Source organism: Pirellulales bacterium (genome assembly GCA_036267355.1).
Taxonomy (GTDB): Bacteria; Planctomycetota; Planctomycetia; order Pirellulales; family DATAWG01; genus DATAWG01.
The window spans coordinates 1-21,221 of record DATAWG010000030.1 but is presented as its reverse complement, the minus strand read 5'-3'; the positions used below and the strand labels follow the sequence as shown (position 1 = coordinate 21,221).

Below are 21,221 nucleotides of genomic sequence, written 5' to 3'. Positions count from 1 at the left end.
CTCGTCCTTTCTGTCCCCTCACCCTCACCCTCACCCTTTCCTCCCATGCACACCACGATCCTATCGCTCGCCCTGTTGTTGTCCGCCGTCGTTGCCGGCACTGGAGTCGCTTCCGCTCAGCAATTGGCTTCGTCCGCTCCGAAAACATTCGCCGAGGATCTTCAGTTTCTCGATTCGCACGGCAAGAAGCCAATCGTGCTCTCCGACGGCGATGCCGTGGTGGCGGTGTTGCCCGCATTGCAGGGCCGCATCATGACCAGCACGAGCGGCGGCAACGGCGGCCCGAGCTTCGGCTGGATCAATCGCGAACTGATCGCGTCGGGCGAAGTGGCCAAGCACATCAATGCCTTTGGCGGCGAAGACCGGCTTTGGCTCGGCCCGGAAGGGGGCCAGTTTTCGATTTTCTTCGCCCCGAAAACCAAGTTCGATCTCGAACATTGGTTCACGCCGGCCCCGTTCGACACCGAAGCGTTCGACCTGGTGAGCCAAACGGGAAATCGCGTCGTGCTCCGCAAGGATTTTCATCTCACGAATTATTCCGGCACGAAGTTCGACGTGCGCATCGATCGCGATTTGCTCCTGCTTCCGGCGGCCGACGTGTGGAAGGACTTGGGCGTCGATGCCGTGGCGGGACTGAAAATCGTCGGCTTCGAATCGATCAACCGGCTTACCAATGCCGGCCAAAAACCGTGGAAGAAGGGAACCGGGCTGCTGTCGCTGTGGAGCATGGGCATGTTCAACGCCTCGCCGGCCGCGACGATCCTTGTGCCCATCAAAGCCGGCAGCGATGCGGAACTCGGCACACCTGTAACGTCGGATTATTTCGGCCAAGTGCCGCCCGATCGCTTGAAGCTGCAAGACAACGTCGTCTATTTCAAGGCCGATGCAAAGTACCGCAGCAAGATCGGCATCAGTCCGCGCCGGGCCAAGCCGACCTTCGGCAGCTACGACGCAGCTAACCACGTGCTGACGCTGATCCAATACAGTCTGCCAAGCGACGACACCGACTACGTCAATTCAGCCTGGAAGATTCAAGAGCATCCGTATGCCGGCGACGTGGTGAACAGCTACAACGACGGTCCGCCGCCGAGCGGCGGCAAACAGCTTGGCCATTTCTACGAACTGGAAACGTCTTCGCCCGCCGCCGAACTGGTCCCCGGCCATTTCATCGACCATCTCCACCGCACGATCCATTTGCAAGGCGACCCCGCGGAATTGGAAAAGGTGTCGCTCGCCACGCTCGGCGTTCATTTGAATGAGATCCCATTCGCGGGCACACATTGACGCCGGCAACATCGAAAATGGCTAACCACAGAGCCACAGAGCCACAGAGCCACCGAGAACAGCGAGAACATCACCCCCGACGCAGGCTGTGAAGCATATGAGCCGTGGGGTCGGTCTTGTCGTCTCGGCGTTCTCTGTGACTCAGTGGTGAGAAAGGAAGCCGGCGAGGCGTGTTCGCGATCTCGCAGACACTACACTAACTTGCGCCTGAACCGAGCCGTAGCAGCCGGTCGTAATAGAGCAGTCCGGCGAGTGTTTTGGCGTCGCGGATTTTCTGTTGGTCGATCATTGCCAGGGCTTCGTCCCAATCGGCCACGAGCGGCCGGATCTGCTCCCCTTTTTCCGGGGCTGCCGGGCCAGGCCTTAAGCCGGTCGCCAGAAACAGATGCATCCGCTCGCTGAGAATTCCGGGCGAAACCCAGAAATCGGTCAGGCGGCGGAACGCGTCCGCCCGATAGCCGGTCTCTTCCGCCAATTCGCGGCGGGCCGTTTCGAGCGGGTCCTCACCGGGATCGATCGTGCCGGCCGGCAATTCGAGCAATTCTTCATCCACCGCGATTCGATAGTTGCGAATCAGCACAACCTGCCGCGGCTCGATCAGACCGACGATCACCACCGCCCCCGGATGCACGACCGCTTCGCGATGGTGGATCGTTCCGTCGGCCAGCGGCTGCGCATGCCGCACGACGCGAAATCGCCGCGTCTCCAGCAACAACTCGGGTTCAGGCCGCATGACTTCGTTTCCTTGCGGAATCGCTTTTTAAGGGTCGGCCGCATTGTAGCATTGGCCGGGCCTCATAGTATCGGCCGAAGCAGCAGCCGAGAGGCGATGCTAGCGTGGCCGCCGGTCCGCGATTTGCTAGTAAATTTCCGGTTGGTAGAATAGGACGCTGAGGATTCCGTCCCGTGATGGTTTGGCAAGCGGTGCGGGCGAGCGCACGAAGGCCGGGGCGGAATCCTACAAAAATCGAGTTTTCGTTCGCATCCCAGCGCCACTTCCTCTGCCGCACGGACTGCTTTCCATGCGCGATGCTTCCAGTTGGACATTGAATCTGGGCCGCTGGCTCGGCGTGCCCGTTCGATTGCACGCCAGTTGCCTGGCGGTGGCGATGACGATCATGTATGTCGCCTCGCGCGCAACGCCCGAGCAGGAGTTGGTCGGCTACGGCTTGCTGGCGATCGTGATTTGGTTTGCGAGCCTTCTGATCCACCAGATTGGGCATTTAGCGGCCGCGGCTCGGCTGGGAGGGATTTGCGAGCGCGTGGTGATTTCGCCGCTGGGCGATTTAGCGCCGATCAGCGTTCCGCAGGATGCCCGGCGCGAATTGATGGCAGCGGCCGCGGGCCCGGTTGCGAACCTATTAGTGCTGCTGATCGTCACCCCGGCGTTGCTTCTCTCGAAGGCAGACGTGCGTGATCTGCTGTTCTCGCCGCTTGTGCCGCAGAATCTAGTCGTCGGCGGTTTTGGCGTTGTGATTCTGAAGATGGCCTTCTGGTGGAACTGGCTCTTGATCCTAGCCAACCTGCTGCCGGCGCTGCCAATGGATGCCGGGCGGGCGATTTGTGCCGGGCTGCGGCCGACGATGGGCGAGAAAGATGCGGTGGTGATGGTCGCCCGGTTCGGCGGGCTGGTTTGCATTCTCGGGCTGTGGGTTTGGGGATTGCTCGACTCGAAGGTCGGACTGCTGGTGCCGCCGTGGTTTCCATTGTCGCTCGTGTCGCTCTATCTGTTCTTCATGGCTCGGCACGAGATTCTGAAGCTGAACGACGACGATCGCGATGCCGATTTGCTCGGCTATGATTTTTCGCAAGGCTACACCAGCCTGGAGCGGCCGGGCGATGTCGCGCGTCGCGAGCCGGGGCCGCTGCGCCGCTGGCTGCGGCAGCGCCGCGAGCAGAAGCAGCGCCGTCTCCGCCAAATCGAGGAAGACGAAGAACGCCGCGTCGATGAAGTGCTTGCCCGCGTGAAGGACGTCGGCCTCGATGCTCTCTCCCCCGAAGAACGAGCCCTGTTGCAGCGCGTCAGCGCGCGCTACCGCGACCGGCTTAGTTAGGGGGCAGGTTTAGGGGGTATGGTTAGGGCCTAACTGGACGACGCGTTTGCATCCCTGACCCCTCACGCTGCCCCCTAACCCTAGCTTAGTATCTCCGCATTCCCGGCTCGATTTCCAGGGCCCAGGCGTCGATGCCGCCGGCCATGCTTTGCGCGTTGGGATAGCCGTTCTGCCGCAACCAATTGGCCGCTTTCAAGCTGCGGCCGCCATGGTGGCAGTGAACAACGATCCGCCGTTGCGGCTCGCCGGCCAGTTCGACAATCCTGCTGGGAATTTCGCGCATCGGCACCAGCGAAGTTCCGTCGATCCGCACCTGAGCGAATTCATCCGGCTCGCGGCAATCGACGAACAAGAAATCTTCGCCCGCATCTCGGGCGGCCTGAACCGTCCGGCAATCGACCTCAATCGGCAAGGTGGGATCTTGTGAGGGCATACGACATTTCTTCGTGTAAAGTGCGCGGTTGCGGATCGGCTCATCGTAACAAAAACCACGCTGCCTCGGGAGCGGTGCGTCCCACGGGCGAACGCCCGCTGGCGGTTCTGGCGGACACTCGAGCCGATTTGAAATCGCGCCGAGTCGCGAGAGCAATTCTTCGTGCAGCGCCCTAGCGCGCAGAAAAGGGGCGGCGATCCTTCGTCGAAAACACATGGGGATATGGACCGCCGACAACGATTGTGAAAGGATACAGGCCTGAGAGCTTGTGAAAGAATGGGGACCGGCTCCGAACTCGGTCGAAAGAACCGCGAACCAATGGGCTCCCCGAAGGTGCCCGTCCCCATTCTTTCACATCCTCTGAGGGCTACAGGCCCACAGCCTTGATAGAAGCCTCGATCTCGGGAGCGTGTCGCCCCGCGCTTGCGGTTTCGCGCCTCCGACGATCGCCGTTGTCGAACCACGCCCCACACCCCAGCCCCCGCCCATCAACCAATGCTCGTCGGCGTGCCTAAGGAAACGAAGCGCGACGAATATCGCGTCGGCATTTTGCCGGTCGGTGTGGAAGAGCTCGTTCGGGCCGGGCATCAGGTGCTCGTCGAGCGCGGCGCCGGCATCGGCTCTGGAATTCTTGACGAACTCTATCGGCAGCAAGGGGCTCGCTTGGTCGATTCGGCCCAAGAAGTGTTTGCCGAGGCCGATCTGATCTTGAAGGTGAAAGAGCCGTTGCCGCCCGAATTGCGGATGATTCGTTCGGGGCAGATCGTGTTTACGTATTTCCATTTCGCGGCGGATCGGCAGCTAACCGAAACGTTCCTCGCCACCGGCGCCGCGGCCGTGGCTTATGAAACCTTGCGTGACGATCAAGGCCGGCTTCCGCTCTTGACGCCGATGAGCGAAGTCGCCGGGCGAATGAGCATTCAGGAAGGGGCCAAATATCTCGAACGGCCGCAGATGGGCCGTGGGATATTGCTGGGGGGCGTTCCCGGCGTCGCCCCGGCCCATATCACGATCCTCGGCGGCGGAATCGTCGGGGCCAATGCCGCCAAAGTGGCCGCCGGCTTCGGCGCCGACATCTGCCTGCTCGACGTCAACATGGACCGCCTGCGATATCTCGACGACATCATGCCGGCCAATGTCGATGTGCTGTTCAGCGATCGGCATACGATCCGCGAACAGTTGAACCGCGCCGATCTCGTGATCGGCGCCGTGCTGATTCCCGGCGCAAAAGCTCCTCGCCTCATCGAGCGCGAGGATCTCAAGCTGATGAAACCCGGCAGCGTGATTATCGACGTGGCCATCGATCAAGGCGGCTGCGTCGAAACCAGCCGGCCGACGACGCACAGCGAACCGGTTTACCTGGTCGACGAAGTGCTGCACTATTGCGTGACCAATATGCCGGGCGCGGTGGGCCGCACTAGCACGTACGCATTGTGCAACGTGACGCTTCCCTGGGCTCTGCAATTGGCCAACCGCGGTTTGATTGCCGCCGCAAAATCGCTCCCGCCGATCGCCCGGGCAATCAATATCATGGACCATGCCGTTACGAACCAAGCCGTCGCGGAAACGTTCGGAATGCCGTGCGCGAAAATCGGGTGAGGCGGAGGGTGAGGGGGGGGAGGGAGTTACGGATGGACGCGCGAAACCGCAAGCGAGCTGCCGAGACAAGCGCGGGTGGACAACCGGTTGCCGCTTCAAGCAGCGTAGCGCCCACGTTGGCGACGCTCGATTGGGTCGGGGGCGTCGATGGGTTTTTGCGACTTATCGATCAGACTCGGTTGCCGGCAGAGTTGGTGCATTTGGAATGTCGCGATGTCGAAACCGTGTGGGAGGCGATTCGCAATTTGCGCGTTCGCGGCGCGCCGGCGATCGGCATTGCCGCGGCCTATGGCGTATGCATCGCACTGCAACCGGCGGCGCTTTCTCCCGTCGCCCCTTGCGGGAGATGGGCCGGGGATGAGGGGTTGAATCCCCAGCTCGGCGGTGCGTCGTGTCTCGCGCGCCTCGACGAAGCCCGCAGGTATCTGGCCACGAGCCGGCCCACGGCCGTGAATTTGTTTTGGGCTTTGGACCGCATGAATGCCGCGGCGACGAAGTTGCTGCGCGAAAGTCCGGCCGCTACCCCGGCGGAAATCCTGGCTGGATTGTTGAACGAAGCCCACGCGATCCTCGCCGAGGACCGGCAGATTTGCCGCGCCATCGGCCGGCATGGCGCCGCGGTTTTCAGCGACGGCCAGGGCGTGCTCACGCATTGCAATGCCGGCGGACTTGCCACGGCCGATTACGGCACCGCGCTGGCCGTCTTCTTCGCGGCGCACGAATCGGGCAAGCAACTGCACGTGTTCGCCGATGAAACCCGGCCGCTCTTGCAGGGCGCACGACTGACCGCTTGGGAACTGCGGCAGCGCGGCATTGATGTCACGCTGATCTGCGATTCGACGGCCGCCCAGGTGATGCGCGAGGGACGAGTGCAGGCGGTTGTCGTCGGCGCCGATCGCATTGCCGCCAATGGCGACACGGCCAACAAGATCGGCACCTATGGCGTTGCGGTGCTGGCCGCGGCCCATGGGATTCCGTTCTACGTTGCCGCGCCGCTCAGCACGTTCGATCTCACGCTCGATTGCGGCGATCGAATTCCGATCGAGCAGCGCTCGGCCGAAGAAATCACTGAGGGCTTTGGCCGGCGCACTGCTCCCATGGGGATCAATGTTTATAATCCGGCTTTCGACGTGACTCCGGCCCGCTATATCCGAGCGATTATTTGCGAGCGGGGCATGATCGAGCCGGTGAACCGGGAGCAAATTGCGGAAATGTTTCGGCAACATCGCGAAACCGCAAGCGAGCCCGACCACTCCATTCGATTTTGAAGCTCGCTTGCGGTTTTGCGCGTCGCCCCGGCACCAAGATACATCGGCGGCTAGCGCCTTGCCGCTCATCCACCCTCACCCTTGCCTCGCGCCATGCCAACGAATTTGGGAATCGACGAAAAATTGCTCAGCGAAGCATTGCGGCTCGGCGGCCATCGCACGAAGAAAGCGACCGTGAACGAAGCGCTCGCAGAATACATCGCCCAACGCAAACGTGTGCAGGGCTTGCGGCTGCTGGGCACGATCGCATTCGATTCCGGAAGCAATAAACCGGCGACGAGGAAAAAGCGCCGATGATCTTGCTCGATACGTCGGCGCTGGTAGCGGCATACGGCCTGAAGCCGCCGCGCGGCCATGGTCCGTCAGCCGTGGCCGCACTACGCCACATGATCAAAAGTGGCATGTCGCTGGGAATTCCGGCGATCGTGCTGCAAGAAGTGTTGGCCGGCGTCCGCGACAAGACGCAGTTTCACGAATTGCAGACGCATTTTTCAGCATTTCGAATCGTGCCGGCGACGGTCGAAGATCACATCCGGGCCGCGCAGCTCGCGGTCGAATGCGCGGCGAATCGAGTCGCTTGCTCGACATCGGCGGCGCTCATCGTGGCCCAGGCGGCGCGGGGAGGGTGGCACATATTTTCCGTCGATCCAGCGCTTGCGGCGGTCGCGCGAGCGGTGAACGTCGGACTGGCGCCGACGCGCGAAACCGCAAGCGAGCGGCGGCGCGGGGATTGAATGGTGGGCCATGCGCTTAGCTCGGCCGCGAAGCGCGGAGAATCAGCGTCGCCGCTTCCGGGGGGCAGTTCCAACGCAGTGGAAATTCGCCCGACACGCCGCGCGTGACATGCACCACCGTCGGCAACTTATAAAACACGCCCGAAGCCATTTCGACACCGTGCTTGCTCGGGCAAAAAATCGGTCCCACCAGCGGAACGCACACCTGTCCGCCATGCGTGTGACCCGCCAGCATCAGATCGAAATCATTGCTGACGGCCCACGGCCATTGGTCGGGCGTGTGGGCCAGCAAGATCCGCGGCACCCAGTCTTTTCCCGCATTGCCGGGGCAGTTGGAAAGATCGGGCTCCGGCCCGAGCCACGGCAATTCGTTCCCCGCCAGCACGACAGCTTGCCCGGCGACCTCCAACTGCTGCCATCGGCCGCCGAGATCGACGAAGCCGCATTCGACAAGCGTCTTCCTTAGCCGCGGCACGTCGACGACCTTCCGATCGTGGTTGCCGAGCACGAAATAAACTCCTAACCGTGCCTGCAGCCGGCCGACGGTCGAGGCAAGCCAGTCGATGCATTCGGTGTTGTCGACGAAATCGCCGGTGAGTGCGATCAGGTCGGCTGGCGTTTCGAGGGCCGACCGCACCACCTCTTCGAAATAAGCCGGTTGAATGCGGCCGGTGAAATGGAAGTCGCTAAGGTGCAGAATCCGCAGTCCGTCGAGCGATTCCGGCAGCCGCGGCAGCTCGATCGTTTTTTCCTGAACGCGGAGTGTAAGGCTCTGCTCGCCGGGGATCCAACCCAGGCTCCGGCCGACGAAGCCCCGGACGGGCCGATAACCAAGCCGAGCCGAAACATCCACGTCGCGGCTGTGATTCTCCAACAGCAGGTTCGGACGCTGCCCACGAAGTTTGCGAGCCAGCCAGCGCAACGAGACCGCCAAGCCAACGCCCCAGCAGGGAACCAGATAAACGAGCGGCCACCAGGGCCCCTTGGCCGGCAATCGTGAAACCGCCCAATTCATTCGGCCGACGAACATCACGACGCAAACCACGATTGGCGTCAGCGGCAGGATCGCCAGTCCGAAAATGGTCACCCAATTGACCTTCTTCCGCTTGATTCCCACCGAATGGATTCGGTTCAGAATGCCGACCCATAATGCGCAGTGGCCAAGCAGGGCCAGCAGCAGCAGGATCAGGTCGATCGGCTGCATGAGAAAAATCGGCGGGGTGAAACGAGCCGGTTGAAGCGTTGCCGGGCGCGGGCTAGAGACATCGTACGTGAAAGCTCAGCCCTTGTCTCGCGACCGGGGCTTCCGGCAAGGTGCCGTGCGCCGCGATGCTTGCTCTCAGCTTGGCTGGCGAACGGGCCGGGGCCGGGGCATCTCCACCGTTTGTTCGACCGTGTCGAGCAACTGGTCCAAGCGGAACGGCTTGTACAGCACCGACTTCAATCCCGCTTGCCGGCCCTTAACGATCGAATGCCCCGGATCGTATCCGAAACCGGTCATCATCACCAGCGGAACCGTGCCCAAAAGATCCTGCAACTTGACCATCAGCTCGTAGCCGGTCATGTCCGGAAGGCGGATATCGGCGATGATACAGTCGTAGCCTCCTTCGTCTTCGCCGAAATTACGAACCATGCACAGGGCTTCCGCGCCGTTGTGGGCGGTTTCGACGACGCAACCGTATTTTTCGAGCAAGTTGTGGGCTTCGCTGCGGACTGGTTCGTCGGCATCGACCACGAGCACCCGCCGGCCGCGCAAGCCGGGCCGCTTTTCCGTTTGCCGCGATTGCGGAATCGCTTGCGACGGCGTCAGTTTCTGCCCGACCTTGTGGATCACCTGCTTGATGTCGCGAGCGTTGCGCAGAATGCGCTGCAAGCGCTCGACGACCTCGGGTTCGTGCCCGATGTATCGCTCCATGACGTTCACGGCGTCGTTGAGTATTTCGTCGACCGGGAGGGCCACGGCGCCGTGAATGGCTTCAACGCTTTTGGTGGCTGCGGTGGCCTTCTCCGCTACGAGCAATTCCAGTGTGTTCAGCGACACGGCCACGTCGCGCGTGAAAATCTCGAGAAACATCAGGTCATTTTCGGTGAAGGCACGCGGCTCTGGGCTTTCGACGTTAAACGTGCCAATCACTTGGTCGTGCAAAATCAGCGGGACCGTCAGCGAACTCTTCGCGCCCTTGAATCCTTCCAAATAAAGCGGGTCCTGGGTCGTGTCTTCGCAGAGGTAGCTCTTGCCGGTCGCGGCGACAAAGCCCGTCACGCCATTATCGTGCGACTTTGCGTAGAGCACGCGTTCGGCCGCTTCCGGATCCATGTTCACCGCCAAAAGCGGCTCGAGGCGGCCGGTCGCGTGGTCGAGCAAACGGATCTCCACGACGTCGAATTGCAGCAGGTCTTTCGTGTAGTGCAGGATGTTCTGCTTCAATAGTTCGATGCGCTCGTCGACCGTCATGCACGCCAGATCGTCGGGCGTCAGATCGGCTAGCTCCATGCCGGCCTGATGGATGGCGGCCAGTTTCTGCTGCTGCAGCATTTCCTTCGTCACATCGCGGACGGTGACGATCAGGTGTTGCGGCGGATGGCCCCGCTCGAATACGGGCGCGACGTGGACCTGAAAATAGCGGTTGTCGGCAGAGCGGAGCGTCGAGCCGCTCTCCTTGGCCGTCGAAAGCGCCGAGTGGAAGGGACAGAAATCGGGCCCTAAAATTTCCGGGCTATTGAGGGCCGCATAGAAATTCATCCCGATCACCGTATCGTGGCCGCTCCAATCGCGCAGCCGGCCATTGCCCCAAACGATTGTGTTGTCGGTGTCGAGCAGAACGATTCCGTCGGGCATGCCTTCGAGAATCTGCTCGTTTTGCAGCAGCTTGCCGATCCGCAGCGCTTCGGCCAAATGGTCGCCGATGACGACCATGCCGGAATAATCATCACGAGCCAAACGGACAAGGGCTCGCAAGGGGCTTGCGACTTCCTCGACGTCGACATCGCCGTTTACCAGCGATTGCAGCGCTTCCGCGGGCCGTTTGGCATCTGCCGGATCATGCAGGAAAAGAATCTTGGGTTTCGTGGCCAATTCCCACAACCCCCTCTCTTAGTTCCGATAGTACACAGTTGCGCAAATATTATAAGGAGCCCGTTCTGGGCAAACAACCGTCTGCCAAGCCGTCGCGACGGGTTTTCGGCATTTTGGTAGGTTCCCGAATTTTCTGCCGCGATTGTTGCCGGGACTCGTCGAGCCCGGACTATTCATGGCGCCGGAAATTCGCTACACGCTGCGAAATAGTAGCCCGACTCGCTAGCGAGGATAAGCCTCGGTGGCCCCCTCGCATATGCTTCGGGCTAGCGTGGCGCCATGAATAATCCGGGCCAGGGAACGAAACTCGATCGATGCCGCTAAGGCTTGCATCGACCGGCTTCGTAGGACTTATTCATAGCGGCGTACCTCTTCCTCGCCTTTCCCATTTTTCGTGACGAGCGCCATCGTTACGCGAGGCACAGTCCGCAATTCTCGCGCCCTTGTTCAAGCGGGCAGCCAGTGGCGGAAGCGTCGACTCGGCATTCGCGGGGCCGAAAGGGCGGAAGGTCGAAAGCCTTACGAGCGAACGCGCCAGCCATAAGCGCCTTCGAGGGCTTGCTCGACTGCCGAAGTGAGCGTTTGCCGGCTGACCGGCTTCGCGAGCACGGAATGGGCCATTGCTCGCCGCCCTTGCTCGACCAAAGATGCGTCGCAGCGCGCGGATAGCAGAATGCAAGGCAGAAGCGATCTGAATTGCTTCACCCGCCGAAGCGTTTCCAAACCCGTCAGCCGCGGCATGTGCATATCGAGCAGCATGAGATGGACCTCTTCACGCTCGACGATTTGCAGTGCTTCCTGACCATCGGCCGCCATCAGAATGCGGAAGCCGCGGGGCTGGAACAAGCCGCCCATCGTTTCGCGCAAGGCCGCATCGTCGTCGGTGATTAACAGCGAAGGCGTGACCATCCCACCATCTCCCCGCCTAAAAACAGCTCAGCCCGCGTCGGCCGGCAGCACACAAACCGCCGACCCGCGATTTGCCGCAAACGTAGTACCGTTCGAGAATGGGTGGGTCGGCGCGAACATGATTCCCACCGTAAGGTTCACTCTAATTGTAGGTTACGTCAGAAACAATAACTTCAACCGAGGTCGCCTTCGGCGATCGGGCGGAGCCAGCTTGACAGGTTCGCAGGCCGTCGCTGCCAATCGGACAGGCCAAGTGCAAAAAATCGCCGGAAACGGCGGAGTCGTCCGCTCGGGGGCTCGCCAGCTTTCGACGCTGCGTCCGCGTTACGAGCGGGCGGTGGACTTGGCCGCTTCACGAGAGTTTCGCGCCGTTTCAGCCGTTTCACCTGCCCGTTGCCAGATTGCGCGGGCACTCTATACTCTGGGTTGCTTTTGCGCGCCGACCGCACCCGCCGATCCTCCCCATTCGCTGTCAGGAAGAAATCCCCTTGGACGCCAACGGCTCGTCGTTCTTCTCGCGGCATCAATTTCTTATCTACCGACTGTTTTCGCTTGCTGGCCTGATCCCGATCGGCGCTTATCTGGTCGTGCATCTGATCACGAATTCGCTGGTGCTCAACGGGCCGGCCGCCTATCAGGACGCCGTCGGCCAGATTCACGCCTTGGGGATCTTTCTGCCGCTGGTGGAATGGACGTTTATCTTCATCCCAATTCTGTTTCACGCCATTATCGGCTGCATCATCATTGCCGGAGGCATGCCCAACGCCAACGCCTATCCCTACGGCAGCAATATCCGCTACACGTTGCAACGGGCGACCGGGATGATTGTCTTCGCATTCATCGTCTGGCATGTACTGCAAATGCATCGACTGGGCTTGCTCTTCGGGGGCGGACATTTCGACTCGGAAGCCGCCACCTCTTCCACCGCCATCACGCTCGCTCCCGCTCTGACTCGAGTGCTGTATGCAATTGGCATTGTCTCGGCCGTATACCATTTATCGAATGGGCTGTGGACGCAAGGCATCACCTGGGGCATTTGGACCACGCAGCCCGCGATGCGCCGCGCTGGACGGGCATGCTTCGGCTTCGGGCTGGTCGTGGGTTTTATCGGATTGGCGGCTCTCTATGGATTCTGCACCGTCGATGTAAGCAAGGCAAAAATTGTCGAAAAGAATATCGAAACGCTCCACGAGATTCGCACCGGCGAACGATCGCCCGACATGCTCTCCACACGCGCCGAAACGCCGCGGAAATAAGCGCGCGACAGGACGGTAACTGCGAATTCTTGGCGAGATGCACATTAGCCCGAAGCGTGAGCGAGGGATTCCCTGACAGACCGGACCTACTCCGTCCTGGTTGAACGATAGGCGGGTGTCTTGCGACAAAGCCTGGCCCGAAGCGTGAGCGAGGACGCGCCGCCAAAAGGTAATCATCCTCGCTAACGCTTCGGGCTAGTATGCTGAAAAGACAACCGGCTATTCATGTCAGGCTGGAAAGCCTGACCTACTAATTTCGAGGTCGTTTTTCATGGCGAAGCAACGGGTGATGATCGTGGGCGGCGGCTTGGCCGGCTTGGCGGCCGCGATGAAGTTGGCCGAACTCGGGGTCGATGTCGATCTGATGAGCCTGACGCCGGTCAAACGCTCGCACAGTGTTTGCGCTCAAGGCGGAATCAACAGCGTCAACGCGCTGACGCGCCAACAAGGCGACACCGAATGGAACCATCTCGACGACACCGTTTACGGCGGCGATTTTCTGCAGCATCAGCCGCCGGTGAAAGAGATGGTGTATTGGGGGCCGCGGATCATCGACTTGATGGATCGGCTTGGCGTCCCTTTCAATCGCACTCCGGAAGGCTTTCGCGATCAACGGCGGTTTGGCGGCACGCTCTTCAAGCGAACCGCCTTCGCCGGCGCCACCACGGGCCAGCAATTGCTGTATGCCCTTGACGAGCAAGTTCGCCGCTGGGAAACGGAAGGCAAGGTCACCAAATATGAATTTTGGGACTTTTTAGCCCCCGTGCTCGACGACGACGGCATCTGCCGCGGCTGCGTCGGCCAGGATTTGGTCACCATGGAAATCCGCGCCTTCCCGGCCGATGCCGTCGTGATCGCCTCGGGCGGCTGCGGCCTGATCTTCGGCCGCTCGACGATGTCGATGGCCTGCACCGGCAGCGCCGTGAGCCGGGCGTTTCAAGCGGGGGCGAAATACGGCAACGGCGAATTCATTCAGGTCCATCCCACGGCCGTCCCCGGGGCCGACAAACTCCGCCTGATGAGCGAAAGCGCGCGCGGCGAAGGGGGCCGCGTGTGGGTGCCCCGCACGCCACACGATCCGCGCGATCCAAAATCGATTCCCGAAAACGAGCGCTACTATTTTCTCGAAGAGCGCTATCCGAAATACGGCAACCTCGTGCCGCGCGATATCGCCACGCGCGAAATCTTCAACATCTGCACGCACGAAGGATTGAGCGTCGATCCAACCCGGCCCTGCGTTTATCTCGATCTGACACACATTCCCCGCGCGACGCTCGATCTCAAACTCGGCGGCATCTTGGAAATTTACGAGAAATTCACCGGAGTCGATCCGCGCACGGCGCCGATGAAGATTTTCCCCGCCGTCCACTATTCGATGGGCGGCCTGTGGGTCGATTATCAACGATCCGCCGACGGCGGCCTGCAACTCGGCAACCCGCGGAATCAGCAAACGAACATTTCCGGCCTGTATGCGATCGGCGAATGCGATTATCAATATCACGGCGCCAACCGGCTGGGCGCTAATTCGCTGTTGAGCTGTATTTTCAGCGGGCTGATCGTCGCGCCGAGCATCGACTCGCGGTTGAAATCGCAGAAGGGGATCGCCGCCGACAGTTCGTCAAAGCTCTTCGCGCATGCCGTGCGCCAGAAGCAGGCCGAACACGACGCGCTGCTGAAAAACAGCGCCGCGGGCCGCGGCATTTCCGGCGTCGGTCGCGGCGGCGAGAACCCCTATCGCATTCATGAAGAATTGGGCCAGGTGATGACCCGGGCGGCCACGGTGGTGCGCTACAACTCGACGCTGGCCGAAGCGATCGACAGCGTTCACGCGCTGCAAGATCGCCTCCGCCGCTCATCGCTTTCCGACACCGGGAATTGGACGAACCAAAACGTCGTTTTCACCAAGGCCCTGCGCGACATGATCCCGCTGGCCAAGACGATCCTGCTCGGAGCGCTCAAGCGCGACGAATGCCGTGGCGCTCATTTCAAGCCCGATTTCATGATGCCCGGCATCGAAAGTTCCGATCCGGCCGAGCAGCGGCGGCAAGCGGAGGCATGGTGCGACCGATTCGAGGCGAACACGCGGAAGTGGCTTAAATCGACGATTGCCGTTCTGGATGTCAACGGCGAGCCGCAGTTGAGCTATGAAGACGTCGACACCTCGCTGATCACGCCGCGGCCGCGGCTTTACGGCTTGGTCGGGGCGGAGATCATCGAACAAGTCTGGAAAGAACGCCAGGCCGCAAAGCAACTTTCCAACAACGGCGCACCGCAATCCGTCGCCCACCCCGAAGCCGTGAAGAACTAAAACAATTCCTGTTCCAGCTCTCGCCCCGCGTCGCCCCCCGCTTGCGGTTTCGCGCGTTCCCCCAAAATCCTCTTATCACTCTTGGCCAACTCCGCAATGTCCGAATCGCACGCCCACGACTCCGCCGCCCCCCACGCCGACAACGGCCACTCCCACGCCCCGGCGCGCACGCATTTCGAAGTGCGCATCCTGCGGCAAAATGCTCCCGGCGAGCAAAGCTATTGGGAGCGGCACAAGGTGGCACACGAACCGGACATGAACGTGATCAGTGTCTTGCAGCGCATCGCCGCGCAGGCCACGACGATCGACGGCATCGCGGTCGCCCCGGTGGCCTGGGATTGCAATTGCCTGGAAGAGGTTTGCGGCGCCTGCACGATGGTCGTCAATGGCCATGTTCGGCAAGCTTGTTCGGCGTTGGTCGATCGGCTGCTGGAAGACAATGCCGAGGAAATCGAGCTGCGGCCGATGCAAAAATTTCCGGTCGTTCGCGATTTGGTGGTCGATCGCGGCCGGCTGTTCCGGGCCTTAGAAAAGCTCCACTGTTGGATACCGGTCGACGGCTATTACGACCTGGGCTCCGGGCCGCCAGCATCGCCGGCGCAGCAGCAGGAGCGCTATCCGCTCAGCGAGTGCATGAGTTGCGGCTGTTGCTTGGATGCCTGCCCGCAATACACGAAGATCGAACTCGAGCGCCGCGAAGGCGAGACCGACGAGCAATTCCATGCCCGCCGCGAAGCGGCCTACGACCGCAATTTCGTCGGCGCGCATGCGATCAGCCAAGTGATGCTGATGAATCTGCATCCGACCGGCACGATGCAAGCCGGCGAGCGGATCGACGCCCTGACGGCCGAGGGGGGCATCCAAGTCTGCGGCAACGCGCAGAATTGCGTGCAGGTTTGCCCGAAGCACATCCCGCTAACCCGCTCGATCGGCCGCGCCGGCCGCGCCGCAACGAAGCGCATGTTCCAGCGATTCTTCGATCGCTAAGAAGCCTCGCCTGATCCTGCGGGCCGCATCGGCCCGACGGCAAATGGTTCGGCATCGCGGCCAAATCGGCCACGGTCTAACGCCGCCCGCGAGGTTCGGCGAGAAGTGGCAGCATTGGGTCCTCATTCTCCGTTATGCCTCGGTGCGATCAAAACGTATTCAGTTCTCAAGTCAATTCGCCATTTCGAGGGCTCGGCGGGCGACTTCGAAGGCGGCTTTCGGTTTGCCCAGGCGGCGGCTGTTGGCTTTCAAGCGGGCCAATTTTTTGGGTTCCGCCAATAGCGCGTTGAGCTTGTACGACAGCGTGCAAACATTGTTGAGCTTGATCGCCGCGCCGTGTTCCAACAGATAATCGCTGTTGCGGCTTTCCTGGCCGGGGATCGGATTGACGATCGCCATTGCGGCGCCGCGGGCAAGAACTTCCGAGCTGGTCAGCCCGCCCGGCTTCGTAACCACGATATCGGCGACGTTCATTAGCTCGTCGATCTCGGTGGTATAGCCGACCACATGCACTCGATGCCGCTCCGGCACTTCGGCTTGCGCCAGTTCTTTTTGCAAGGCCGCGTTCCGACCGGTGACGACGACGAGTTCCACGGGCTGCTCGATATCGAGAATGGCACGAAAGATTTTTTCGATCGGCCCCACGCCAAAGCCGCCGGAAAGTTGCAATATGAGCGGCCGATCGCCCACCAGCCCGTGCCGCTCGAGGCAATCGCCGCGGTCCTTTTTCACGGTGAACACCGGATGAATCGGAATGCCGCTGACGGCGACCGAAGCGGCGGGCACGCCCCACGATTCGAGATGCACGACTGCTTCGCGCGTGGCGGTGAAATATTGCTCGCACGGTTCGTTGGCCCAAAGCCGGTGCGTTTCGAAATCCGTGACCGTGGTGATTTGCGGAGCGCCGAACTTCTTTTTCAGCTTCAGGCCGGCAATGATCTCGGCCGGCAAAAAGTGCGTGTTCACGACGACGTCCCACGACTCGGACGACAAAAACTTCAGAAACCGGCCAAGATTCATCCGTTGCACCAATCGCCGCATACTGTCGGAGCGTTGCTTCGGCGACGGCTTCCGGTCGAGCAGGTCGTAGAAATAACCGAGCACGTGGGGCGTGCGGTTGACCATGTCGAGATAGGCTTGACCGTAGACGCGGCGGAAGACGGCGCTACTGAGCTTAAGTACATCGACATTTTCGATCGTCGCGTCGGGATCGAGTTGCCGCAGGGCGAGTTCGACGGCCTCGGCAGCCCGCAAATGCCCCGCGCCGACCGAGGCCGAGAGAACCAGGATGCGGCGGGGCATGGGGGGGGAAGGTTGTGAGGCTTGAGGCTGTGAGGGCTCGCCGAATTTTGCCGTCACCGGTTTACTTCGACATTACTTCGACGGCGAATCGCTAATTGCGGTTGAATTCTTCGCCGCTGGGCCCTTCGGTTCTTTCGCGGTCGAGGCTTTTTCCGGCGATTCACCGGCCGTCGTCTCGGCTTCGCGTTTGGCCTGTTCGCCGTAATAGGTATTGGCGAAATGAACCGAGACGGCCCGGAGCAGTTTGGCGAGCTTTGCGTCGTCGCCACCGGCTTTGTTCTGTGCGAGATAGTATTGCTTTTGGGCCGTCATCTCCTTGCGAAACGCCGGGTCGCTGTTCAGCGACGAGGCGATTTTGACGGCTTCCTTCCCCTGGGCCGTAGTGCGGAAATGGCTGGACAATTGCGTTGCCGTTTCAAACGCCTCGATCTTCTGCGGCACGTCGCCGCTCGAAAGTTCCTTGGCGCTCGCCAGCCGCGAATCGAGGAACTTCGATTGCATGTCGACCAATGCCTGGCGGTCTTCCTTGTTGAGCCCGCGCTGCACCCGCGGCGACGAGATTTGCGTAAGCAGCGAAAGATTGCCCAATTCGACGGCCCAAGCGAAATCCTTCACGCCTGGCGACATCCCCGACGAGACGAATTCGAGCTTGCCAAGGTCGGTTGCGGAATTGATATGGGCGGGCACGACGAAATTTTTCGCATTATTTGCACCCGGATAAAAGCTGCCGGCGGCGCCCTTTTCCTTGACCTTTCCGGTCGGGTCGAACCACACATAATTCCAAAGGTTCTTCGCATCGACGCCGTATTCCTTCGGAACATTTGCATCGGCGCCATACAGAATGTTCGGGCCGGTGAAATTATGCTTGAGCATGTAGTCCTTGCCCTCGGCCGGCCCGACATCCGTGGCGACGGCCAGCACGATGACCGGCTTGTCGGCGGTGGCCGACTTTATTTGGTCGAGCATCTCGGGCGCCCATTTGTTGCAGATCGGGCACCAGGTGACAAACGACACCATCACGACGCTCTTTCCCTTCACTGCTTCGCTGGATGTGCCGGCTCCCGCCCAACGGATCGAAGCGAACGAATCGGCCCGAGCCGTATCGAGCAATGCGCTTGCCAAACAACTGCAAACGAGCGCAATCGCCAACGCACAATGGATCGGCAGCAAGCGGATGATGCGGTTCATTTTTAGTGGCCCCAGAAAGAAATGCCATCGTCGATGGCGGGAGAAGAAATGGACTGCTGGAACACCCTCCTTTGGAAGCTGAATCTTACCGTTCCGCGGCGGCTTGCCGCAAGCGCGAGGGGGGCGAAAATGGCGGCGAACCACCGACAGCCGGCACTTCGCGGCGAGGCGACTCCCGAAGACCATCCGCCACGTTCGTCTTGATTCGCCCTTCAACGGCAGATACAGTCGGTGAACGCCATACGCTCGGCCGAAAAATAACTTCTCCACAGACCCCTCTCCCCTCGCGGCAGAGGACAGGTGAGGGGTTCGAAAAACGGAACTTATTTTTCGGCCAAGCCTTGCTGGCAATCGGGCACCGCGTTTCTTCGGCGGAACACTCGTAGCCGGGGCGATTCTCTTCGGCAAGAAGGCGACGTGACAAAACATGAGCAGTTCGGTCGTAACGCCCGAAGTGGCCTCCGCGGTTTCCGTGCAACCGGTAGTCAGCCGTCGCCAGCGGAAGCAGTTTCTCGATTTTCCGTTCCAGCACTACGCTGGCGATCCGAATTGGATTCCGCCGCTGCTGATGGACCAAAAAGGTTTGGTCGGATTCACGAAGCATCCATTTTACGAAGACGCCGAGGTGCAGACCTTTGTGGCCTACCGCGAGGGCCGAGTGTACGGTCGAATCGCGGCCATCCTCAACCATGCTCACAACCGGTTCCACAAGGAACAACTCGGCTTCTTCGGCTTCTTCGAGTCGACCGACGACCCGGCCGTGGCCGATGGGCTGTTCGCCGCCGCCCGAGCATGGCTTGCGGAGCGTGGCATTCATCAACTCCGCGGGCCGTGCAATCCGTCGCTCAATTACGAATGCGGCCTGTTGGTGGAAGGGTTCGACACACCGCCGTTTTTCATGATGACCTACAACAAGCCTTATTACGGCCGATTGATCGAGGGCTGCGGATTGTCCAAGTGCCAAGATCTGTTCGCTTATTGGGGCAAGCCGAGCATGCTCGCGCAGCTCGACCCGAAGGTGACTCGCATGGCCGGGCTCGCGGCCGAGCGGTTCAATGTCAAGCTCCGGCCGATGGACCGCAAGAAATTTCGCGCCGAGTTGGCGACGTTTCTCGATCTCTACAATCAATCGCTCGGCAGCACTTGGGGCTTCGTGCCTCTCTCCGCCGCCGAGATTCATCACATGGGAAGCCAGCTCAAGCACATGATCGTGCCGGAGTTGGCGCTAATCGCCGAAGCCGACGGCAAACCGGTCGGTGTGGTGTTCGGCCTGCTCGACTACAATCCGCGGATCAAACTGATTCGCGGCCGGCTGTTTCCATTCGGTTTCCTTCGACTATTGCGCAATCGCCGCGCGTTGAAGCGAATGCGGATCATCAGCGCCAACGTCGTGCCCGAATATCAGCGCTGGGGCATCGGCCTGATTTTGCTCACCGGGTTGATTCCCAAAGTGCTCGAATGGGGAATCGAGGAAGCCGAAATGTCGTGGGTGTTGGAGAGCAACACGCTATCGCGCGGCAGCCTCGAGCGCGCGAAAGTGCCGCTCTCGAAAGTCTATCGCATCTACGATTCGAATGGTGCGAAAACGTAGGCCGGCCGTCGTTCGTGGTAGCGCGACGATTCGGCTTTTGAGACTCTGGCCACGCAAGGTCGGAGCGTGGATTCCTATGCCTCGATTTCAAATCCTTTGCGCCGCTCGCGGGCGATGAAGCTTTGAGCCTGGGAGTCGCCCAGAATTTCCTGGCGCGTCGGGTCCCAAAGAAGTTTGCGGCCTAAGCGGGCGGCGATGCCGGCCAAGTGGCACGTCGTCAATGACCGATGATGGCTGAACACGTCGGAGATCGGCTCTTTGCGTGCGACGACCGATTCGAAAAAATTCTGAAAATGGTTCGTCAGCGGCCGGTGCTTGTAGACGGCTTCCATGGCCCCCGGCGGCAACGGTTTCGATTTCAATTCGTCGACGGCTTTGCCGGTGATTCGCCCGCGATTTACAAACAGCCGCCCGTCCGTGCCTTCGAACAGAATACCGTTGTCGCCATCGTGGCGAATATCGAGCTCCATGCCATCGGCATATCGGGCTTGAATAAGAAACTCCGTGGCCGTGTTGTATCGAGATTCATCGGTGGGATAGCCATCTTTGAACTCCACGGGATGCTTGACTTTCACCGGATCGACCGAGATCGGGCCGGTGTCGGTCTTGCTCATCGCCCAAGTGGCGATGTCGACATGATGCGCGCCCCAGTCGGTCAGTTTGCCGCCCGAATATTCGTACCACCAGCGAAACTCGTAATGGCAGCGCGACCAACTTTTGGTTTCGCCATTGTTGCCGGCCAGGTAGCGAAATCGCTTTTCGGGCACCGGGCCTTGCCAAAGATTCCAGTCCAACGTCTTCGGCGGTTCGACCACGGGAATCTGTGGGCTGGTCGGCGCGCCGTTGACCACACAGGTCGCTTTTTTCAACTCGCCGATTCGTCCGTCGCGAATCAGCGCGATCGCCTTGATGAACAGCGGATCGCTGCGCTGCTGAGTGCCGATCTGCACGATCCGGCCGGTCTTCCGGCAGGCGGCACACATTTGCTGGCCTTCGGCAATGGTCAGCGTCATCGGTTTTTCGCAATACACATCCTTGCCCGACAGCATCGCTTCGATAGCGACTTTGGCGTGCCAATGCTCGGGCGTGGAAATGTGGACGATGTCGATATCGTGGCGATCGACGATCGCGCGATAGTCGGCCACGACGGCCGGCGTGGCACGGCTCCAATCTTTGACGAGCGCGGCAGCCCGCTCCCGGCGGCTTCGATCGGCATCGCAGACGGCAACATA

General features: G+C 60.8%; 18 protein-coding genes. 10 read left to right on the top strand and 8 right to left on the bottom strand.

Annotation, left to right across the window (positions count from 1 at the left end):
- The first annotated feature begins 45 nt into the window (after positions 1-45).
- Positions 46-1,284 carry a DUF6786 family protein gene (locus VHX65_05110; GenBank protein HEX3997910.1) on the top strand — a complete coding sequence of 413 codons (1,239 nt, stop codon included), beginning with the start codon at positions 46-48 and terminating at the stop codon, positions 1,282-1,284.
- Between the two features lie 196 nt (positions 1,285-1,480).
- Here VHX65_05110 and VHX65_05105 read toward each other — a convergent pair whose 3' ends face one another.
- Positions 1,481-2,017, bottom strand: coding sequence for an NUDIX hydrolase (locus VHX65_05105; GenBank protein ID HEX3997909.1), 537 nt, complete (start codon positions 2,015-2,017; stop codon positions 1,481-1,483).
- Between the two features lie 289 nt (positions 2,018-2,306).
- Between VHX65_05105 and VHX65_05100 the strand changes: the two genes are divergently transcribed.
- Entirely contained in the window at positions 2,307-3,338 is a 1,032-nt protein-coding gene (locus VHX65_05100; GenBank protein ID HEX3997908.1) for a hypothetical protein, read from the top strand.
- An 85-nt stretch (positions 3,339-3,423) separates the two neighbouring features.
- Here VHX65_05100 and VHX65_05095 read toward each other — a convergent pair whose 3' ends face one another.
- Entirely contained in the window at positions 3,424-3,771 is a 348-nt protein-coding gene (locus VHX65_05095; GenBank protein HEX3997907.1) for a rhodanese-like domain-containing protein, read from the bottom strand.
- 495 nt (positions 3,772-4,266) lie between these two features.
- Here VHX65_05095 and ald point away from each other — a divergent pair, with 495 nt between their 5' ends.
- The 4 genes from ald to VHX65_05075 all read left to right on the top strand — a co-directional run bounded on the left by ald (position 4,267) and on the right by VHX65_05075 (position 7,372).
- Positions 4,267-5,370 carry an alanine dehydrogenase gene (gene ald / locus VHX65_05090; GenBank protein HEX3997906.1) on the top strand — a complete coding sequence of 368 codons (1,104 nt, stop codon included), beginning with the start codon at positions 4,267-4,269 and terminating at the stop codon, positions 5,368-5,370.
- A 32-nt stretch (positions 5,371-5,402) separates the two neighbouring features.
- Complete coding sequence (gene mtnA, locus VHX65_05085) at positions 5,403-6,638, top strand: S-methyl-5-thioribose-1-phosphate isomerase (GenBank protein HEX3997905.1); 1,236 nt, start codon at positions 5,403-5,405, stop codon at positions 6,636-6,638.
- Between the two features lie 93 nt (positions 6,639-6,731).
- Positions 6,732-6,935 (top strand): type II toxin-antitoxin system VapB family antitoxin, encoded by a 204-nt coding sequence (locus VHX65_05080; GenBank protein ID HEX3997904.1) that lies wholly within the window; start codon positions 6,732-6,734, stop codon positions 6,933-6,935.
- The gene (locus tag VHX65_05075; protein HEX3997903.1) at positions 6,932-7,372 is read left to right on the top strand and encodes a PIN domain-containing protein; all 441 of its coding nucleotides are present in this window, start codon (positions 6,932-6,934) and stop codon (positions 7,370-7,372) included. Before VHX65_05080 ends, VHX65_05075 begins: the two co-directional genes overlap by 4 nt.
- Positions 7,373-7,388: 16 nt before the next feature.
- Here VHX65_05075 and VHX65_05070 read toward each other — a convergent pair whose 3' ends face one another.
- From VHX65_05070 to VHX65_05060, 3 genes are all read right to left on the bottom strand, one after another.
- On the bottom strand, positions 7,389-8,576 hold the full coding sequence (locus VHX65_05070; protein HEX3997902.1) for a metallophosphoesterase: 1,188 nt from the start codon (positions 8,574-8,576) through the stop codon (positions 7,389-7,391).
- A gap of 135 nt (positions 8,577-8,711) precedes the next feature.
- Positions 8,712-10,448, bottom strand: a complete 1,737-nt coding sequence (locus tag VHX65_05065) for a response regulator (GenBank protein HEX3997901.1) — start codon at positions 10,446-10,448, stop codon at positions 8,712-8,714.
- Positions 10,449-10,967: 519 nt separating this feature from the next.
- On the bottom strand, positions 10,968-11,357 hold the full coding sequence (locus VHX65_05060) for a response regulator (GenBank protein HEX3997900.1): 390 nt from the start codon (positions 11,355-11,357) through the stop codon (positions 10,968-10,970).
- A 488-nt stretch (positions 11,358-11,845) separates the two neighbouring features.
- On the opposite strand from VHX65_05060, the gene VHX65_05055 reads away from it, so the two are divergent.
- The 3 genes from VHX65_05055 to sdhB all read left to right on the top strand — a co-directional run bounded on the left by VHX65_05055 (position 11,846) and on the right by sdhB (position 15,908).
- A complete protein-coding gene (locus tag VHX65_05055; GenBank protein HEX3997899.1) occupies positions 11,846-12,613 on the top strand; it encodes a succinate dehydrogenase in 768 nt (255 codons plus the stop codon).
- Positions 12,614-12,884: 271 nt separating this feature from the next.
- Positions 12,885-14,921 (top strand): succinate dehydrogenase flavoprotein subunit, encoded by a 2,037-nt coding sequence (sdhA, locus tag VHX65_05050; protein ID HEX3997898.1) that lies wholly within the window; start codon positions 12,885-12,887, stop codon positions 14,919-14,921.
- Positions 14,922-15,017: 96 nt separating this feature from the next.
- Complete coding sequence (gene sdhB, locus VHX65_05045; protein ID HEX3997897.1) at positions 15,018-15,908, top strand: succinate dehydrogenase iron-sulfur subunit; 891 nt, start codon at positions 15,018-15,020, stop codon at positions 15,906-15,908.
- A 171-nt stretch (positions 15,909-16,079) separates the two neighbouring features.
- On the opposite strand, the gene VHX65_05040 is transcribed toward sdhB, so the two are convergent.
- The gene (locus VHX65_05040; GenBank protein ID HEX3997896.1) at positions 16,080-17,210 is read right to left on the bottom strand and encodes a glycosyltransferase; all 1,131 of its coding nucleotides are present in this window, start codon (positions 17,208-17,210) and stop codon (positions 16,080-16,082) included.
- A 72-nt stretch (positions 17,211-17,282) separates the two neighbouring features.
- Positions 17,283-18,398 (bottom strand): redoxin family protein, encoded by a 1,116-nt coding sequence (locus VHX65_05035; GenBank protein HEX3997895.1) that lies wholly within the window; start codon positions 18,396-18,398, stop codon positions 17,283-17,285.
- A 427-nt stretch (positions 18,399-18,825) separates the two neighbouring features.
- Here VHX65_05035 and VHX65_05030 point away from each other — a divergent pair, with 427 nt between their 5' ends.
- Entirely contained in the window at positions 18,826-19,989 is a 1,164-nt protein-coding gene (locus VHX65_05030; GenBank protein ID HEX3997894.1) for a GNAT family N-acetyltransferase, read from the top strand.
- A 74-nt stretch (positions 19,990-20,063) separates the two neighbouring features.
- Here the strand turns inward: VHX65_05030 and VHX65_05025 are convergent.
- Positions 20,064-21,221 (bottom strand): Gfo/Idh/MocA family oxidoreductase (locus VHX65_05025; GenBank protein HEX3997893.1); only part of this gene is annotated, 1,158 nt, incomplete at its 5' end.

Bases quoted from the DNA above. Each gene is read 5' to 3' on its own strand.
- VHX65_05035 (HEX3997895.1), bottom strand. From the start codon at position 18,398: ATGAACCGCATCATCCGCTTGCTGCCGATCCATTGTGCGTTGGCGATT.
- VHX65_05100 (HEX3997908.1), top strand. From the start codon at position 2,307: ATGCGCGATGCTTCCAGTTGGACATTGAATCTGGGCCGCTGGCTCGGC.
- ald (HEX3997906.1), top strand. From the start codon at position 4,267: ATGCTCGTCGGCGTGCCTAAGGAAACGAAGCGCGACGAATATCGCGTC.
- VHX65_05110 (HEX3997910.1), top strand. From the start codon at position 46: ATGCACACCACGATCCTATCGCTCGCCCTGTTGTTGTCCGCCGTCGTT.
- sdhB (HEX3997897.1), top strand. From the start codon at position 15,018: ATGTCCGAATCGCACGCCCACGACTCCGCCGCCCCCCACGCCGACAAC.
- VHX65_05060 (HEX3997900.1), bottom strand. From the start codon at position 11,357: ATGGTCACGCCTTCGCTGTTAATCACCGACGACGATGCGGCCTTGCGC.
- sdhA (HEX3997898.1), top strand. From the start codon at position 12,885: ATGGCGAAGCAACGGGTGATGATCGTGGGCGGCGGCTTGGCCGGCTTG.
- VHX65_05080 (HEX3997904.1), top strand. From the start codon at position 6,732: ATGCCAACGAATTTGGGAATCGACGAAAAATTGCTCAGCGAAGCATTG.
- VHX65_05030 (HEX3997894.1), top strand. From the start codon at position 18,826: ATGAGCAGTTCGGTCGTAACGCCCGAAGTGGCCTCCGCGGTTTCCGTG.
- VHX65_05095 (HEX3997907.1), bottom strand. From the start codon at position 3,771: ATGCCCTCACAAGATCCCACCTTGCCGATTGAGGTCGATTGCCGGACG.
- mtnA (HEX3997905.1), top strand. From the start codon at position 5,403: ATGGACGCGCGAAACCGCAAGCGAGCTGCCGAGACAAGCGCGGGTGGA.
- VHX65_05070 (HEX3997902.1), bottom strand. From the start codon at position 8,576: ATGCAGCCGATCGACCTGATCCTGCTGCTGCTGGCCCTGCTTGGCCAC.
- VHX65_05040 (HEX3997896.1), bottom strand. From the start codon at position 17,210: ATGCCCCGCCGCATCCTGGTTCTCTCGGCCTCGGTCGGCGCGGGGCAT.
- VHX65_05105 (HEX3997909.1), bottom strand. From the start codon at position 2,017: ATGCGGCCTGAACCCGAGTTGTTGCTGGAGACGCGGCGATTTCGCGTC.
- VHX65_05075 (HEX3997903.1), top strand. From the start codon at position 6,932: ATGATCTTGCTCGATACGTCGGCGCTGGTAGCGGCATACGGCCTGAAG.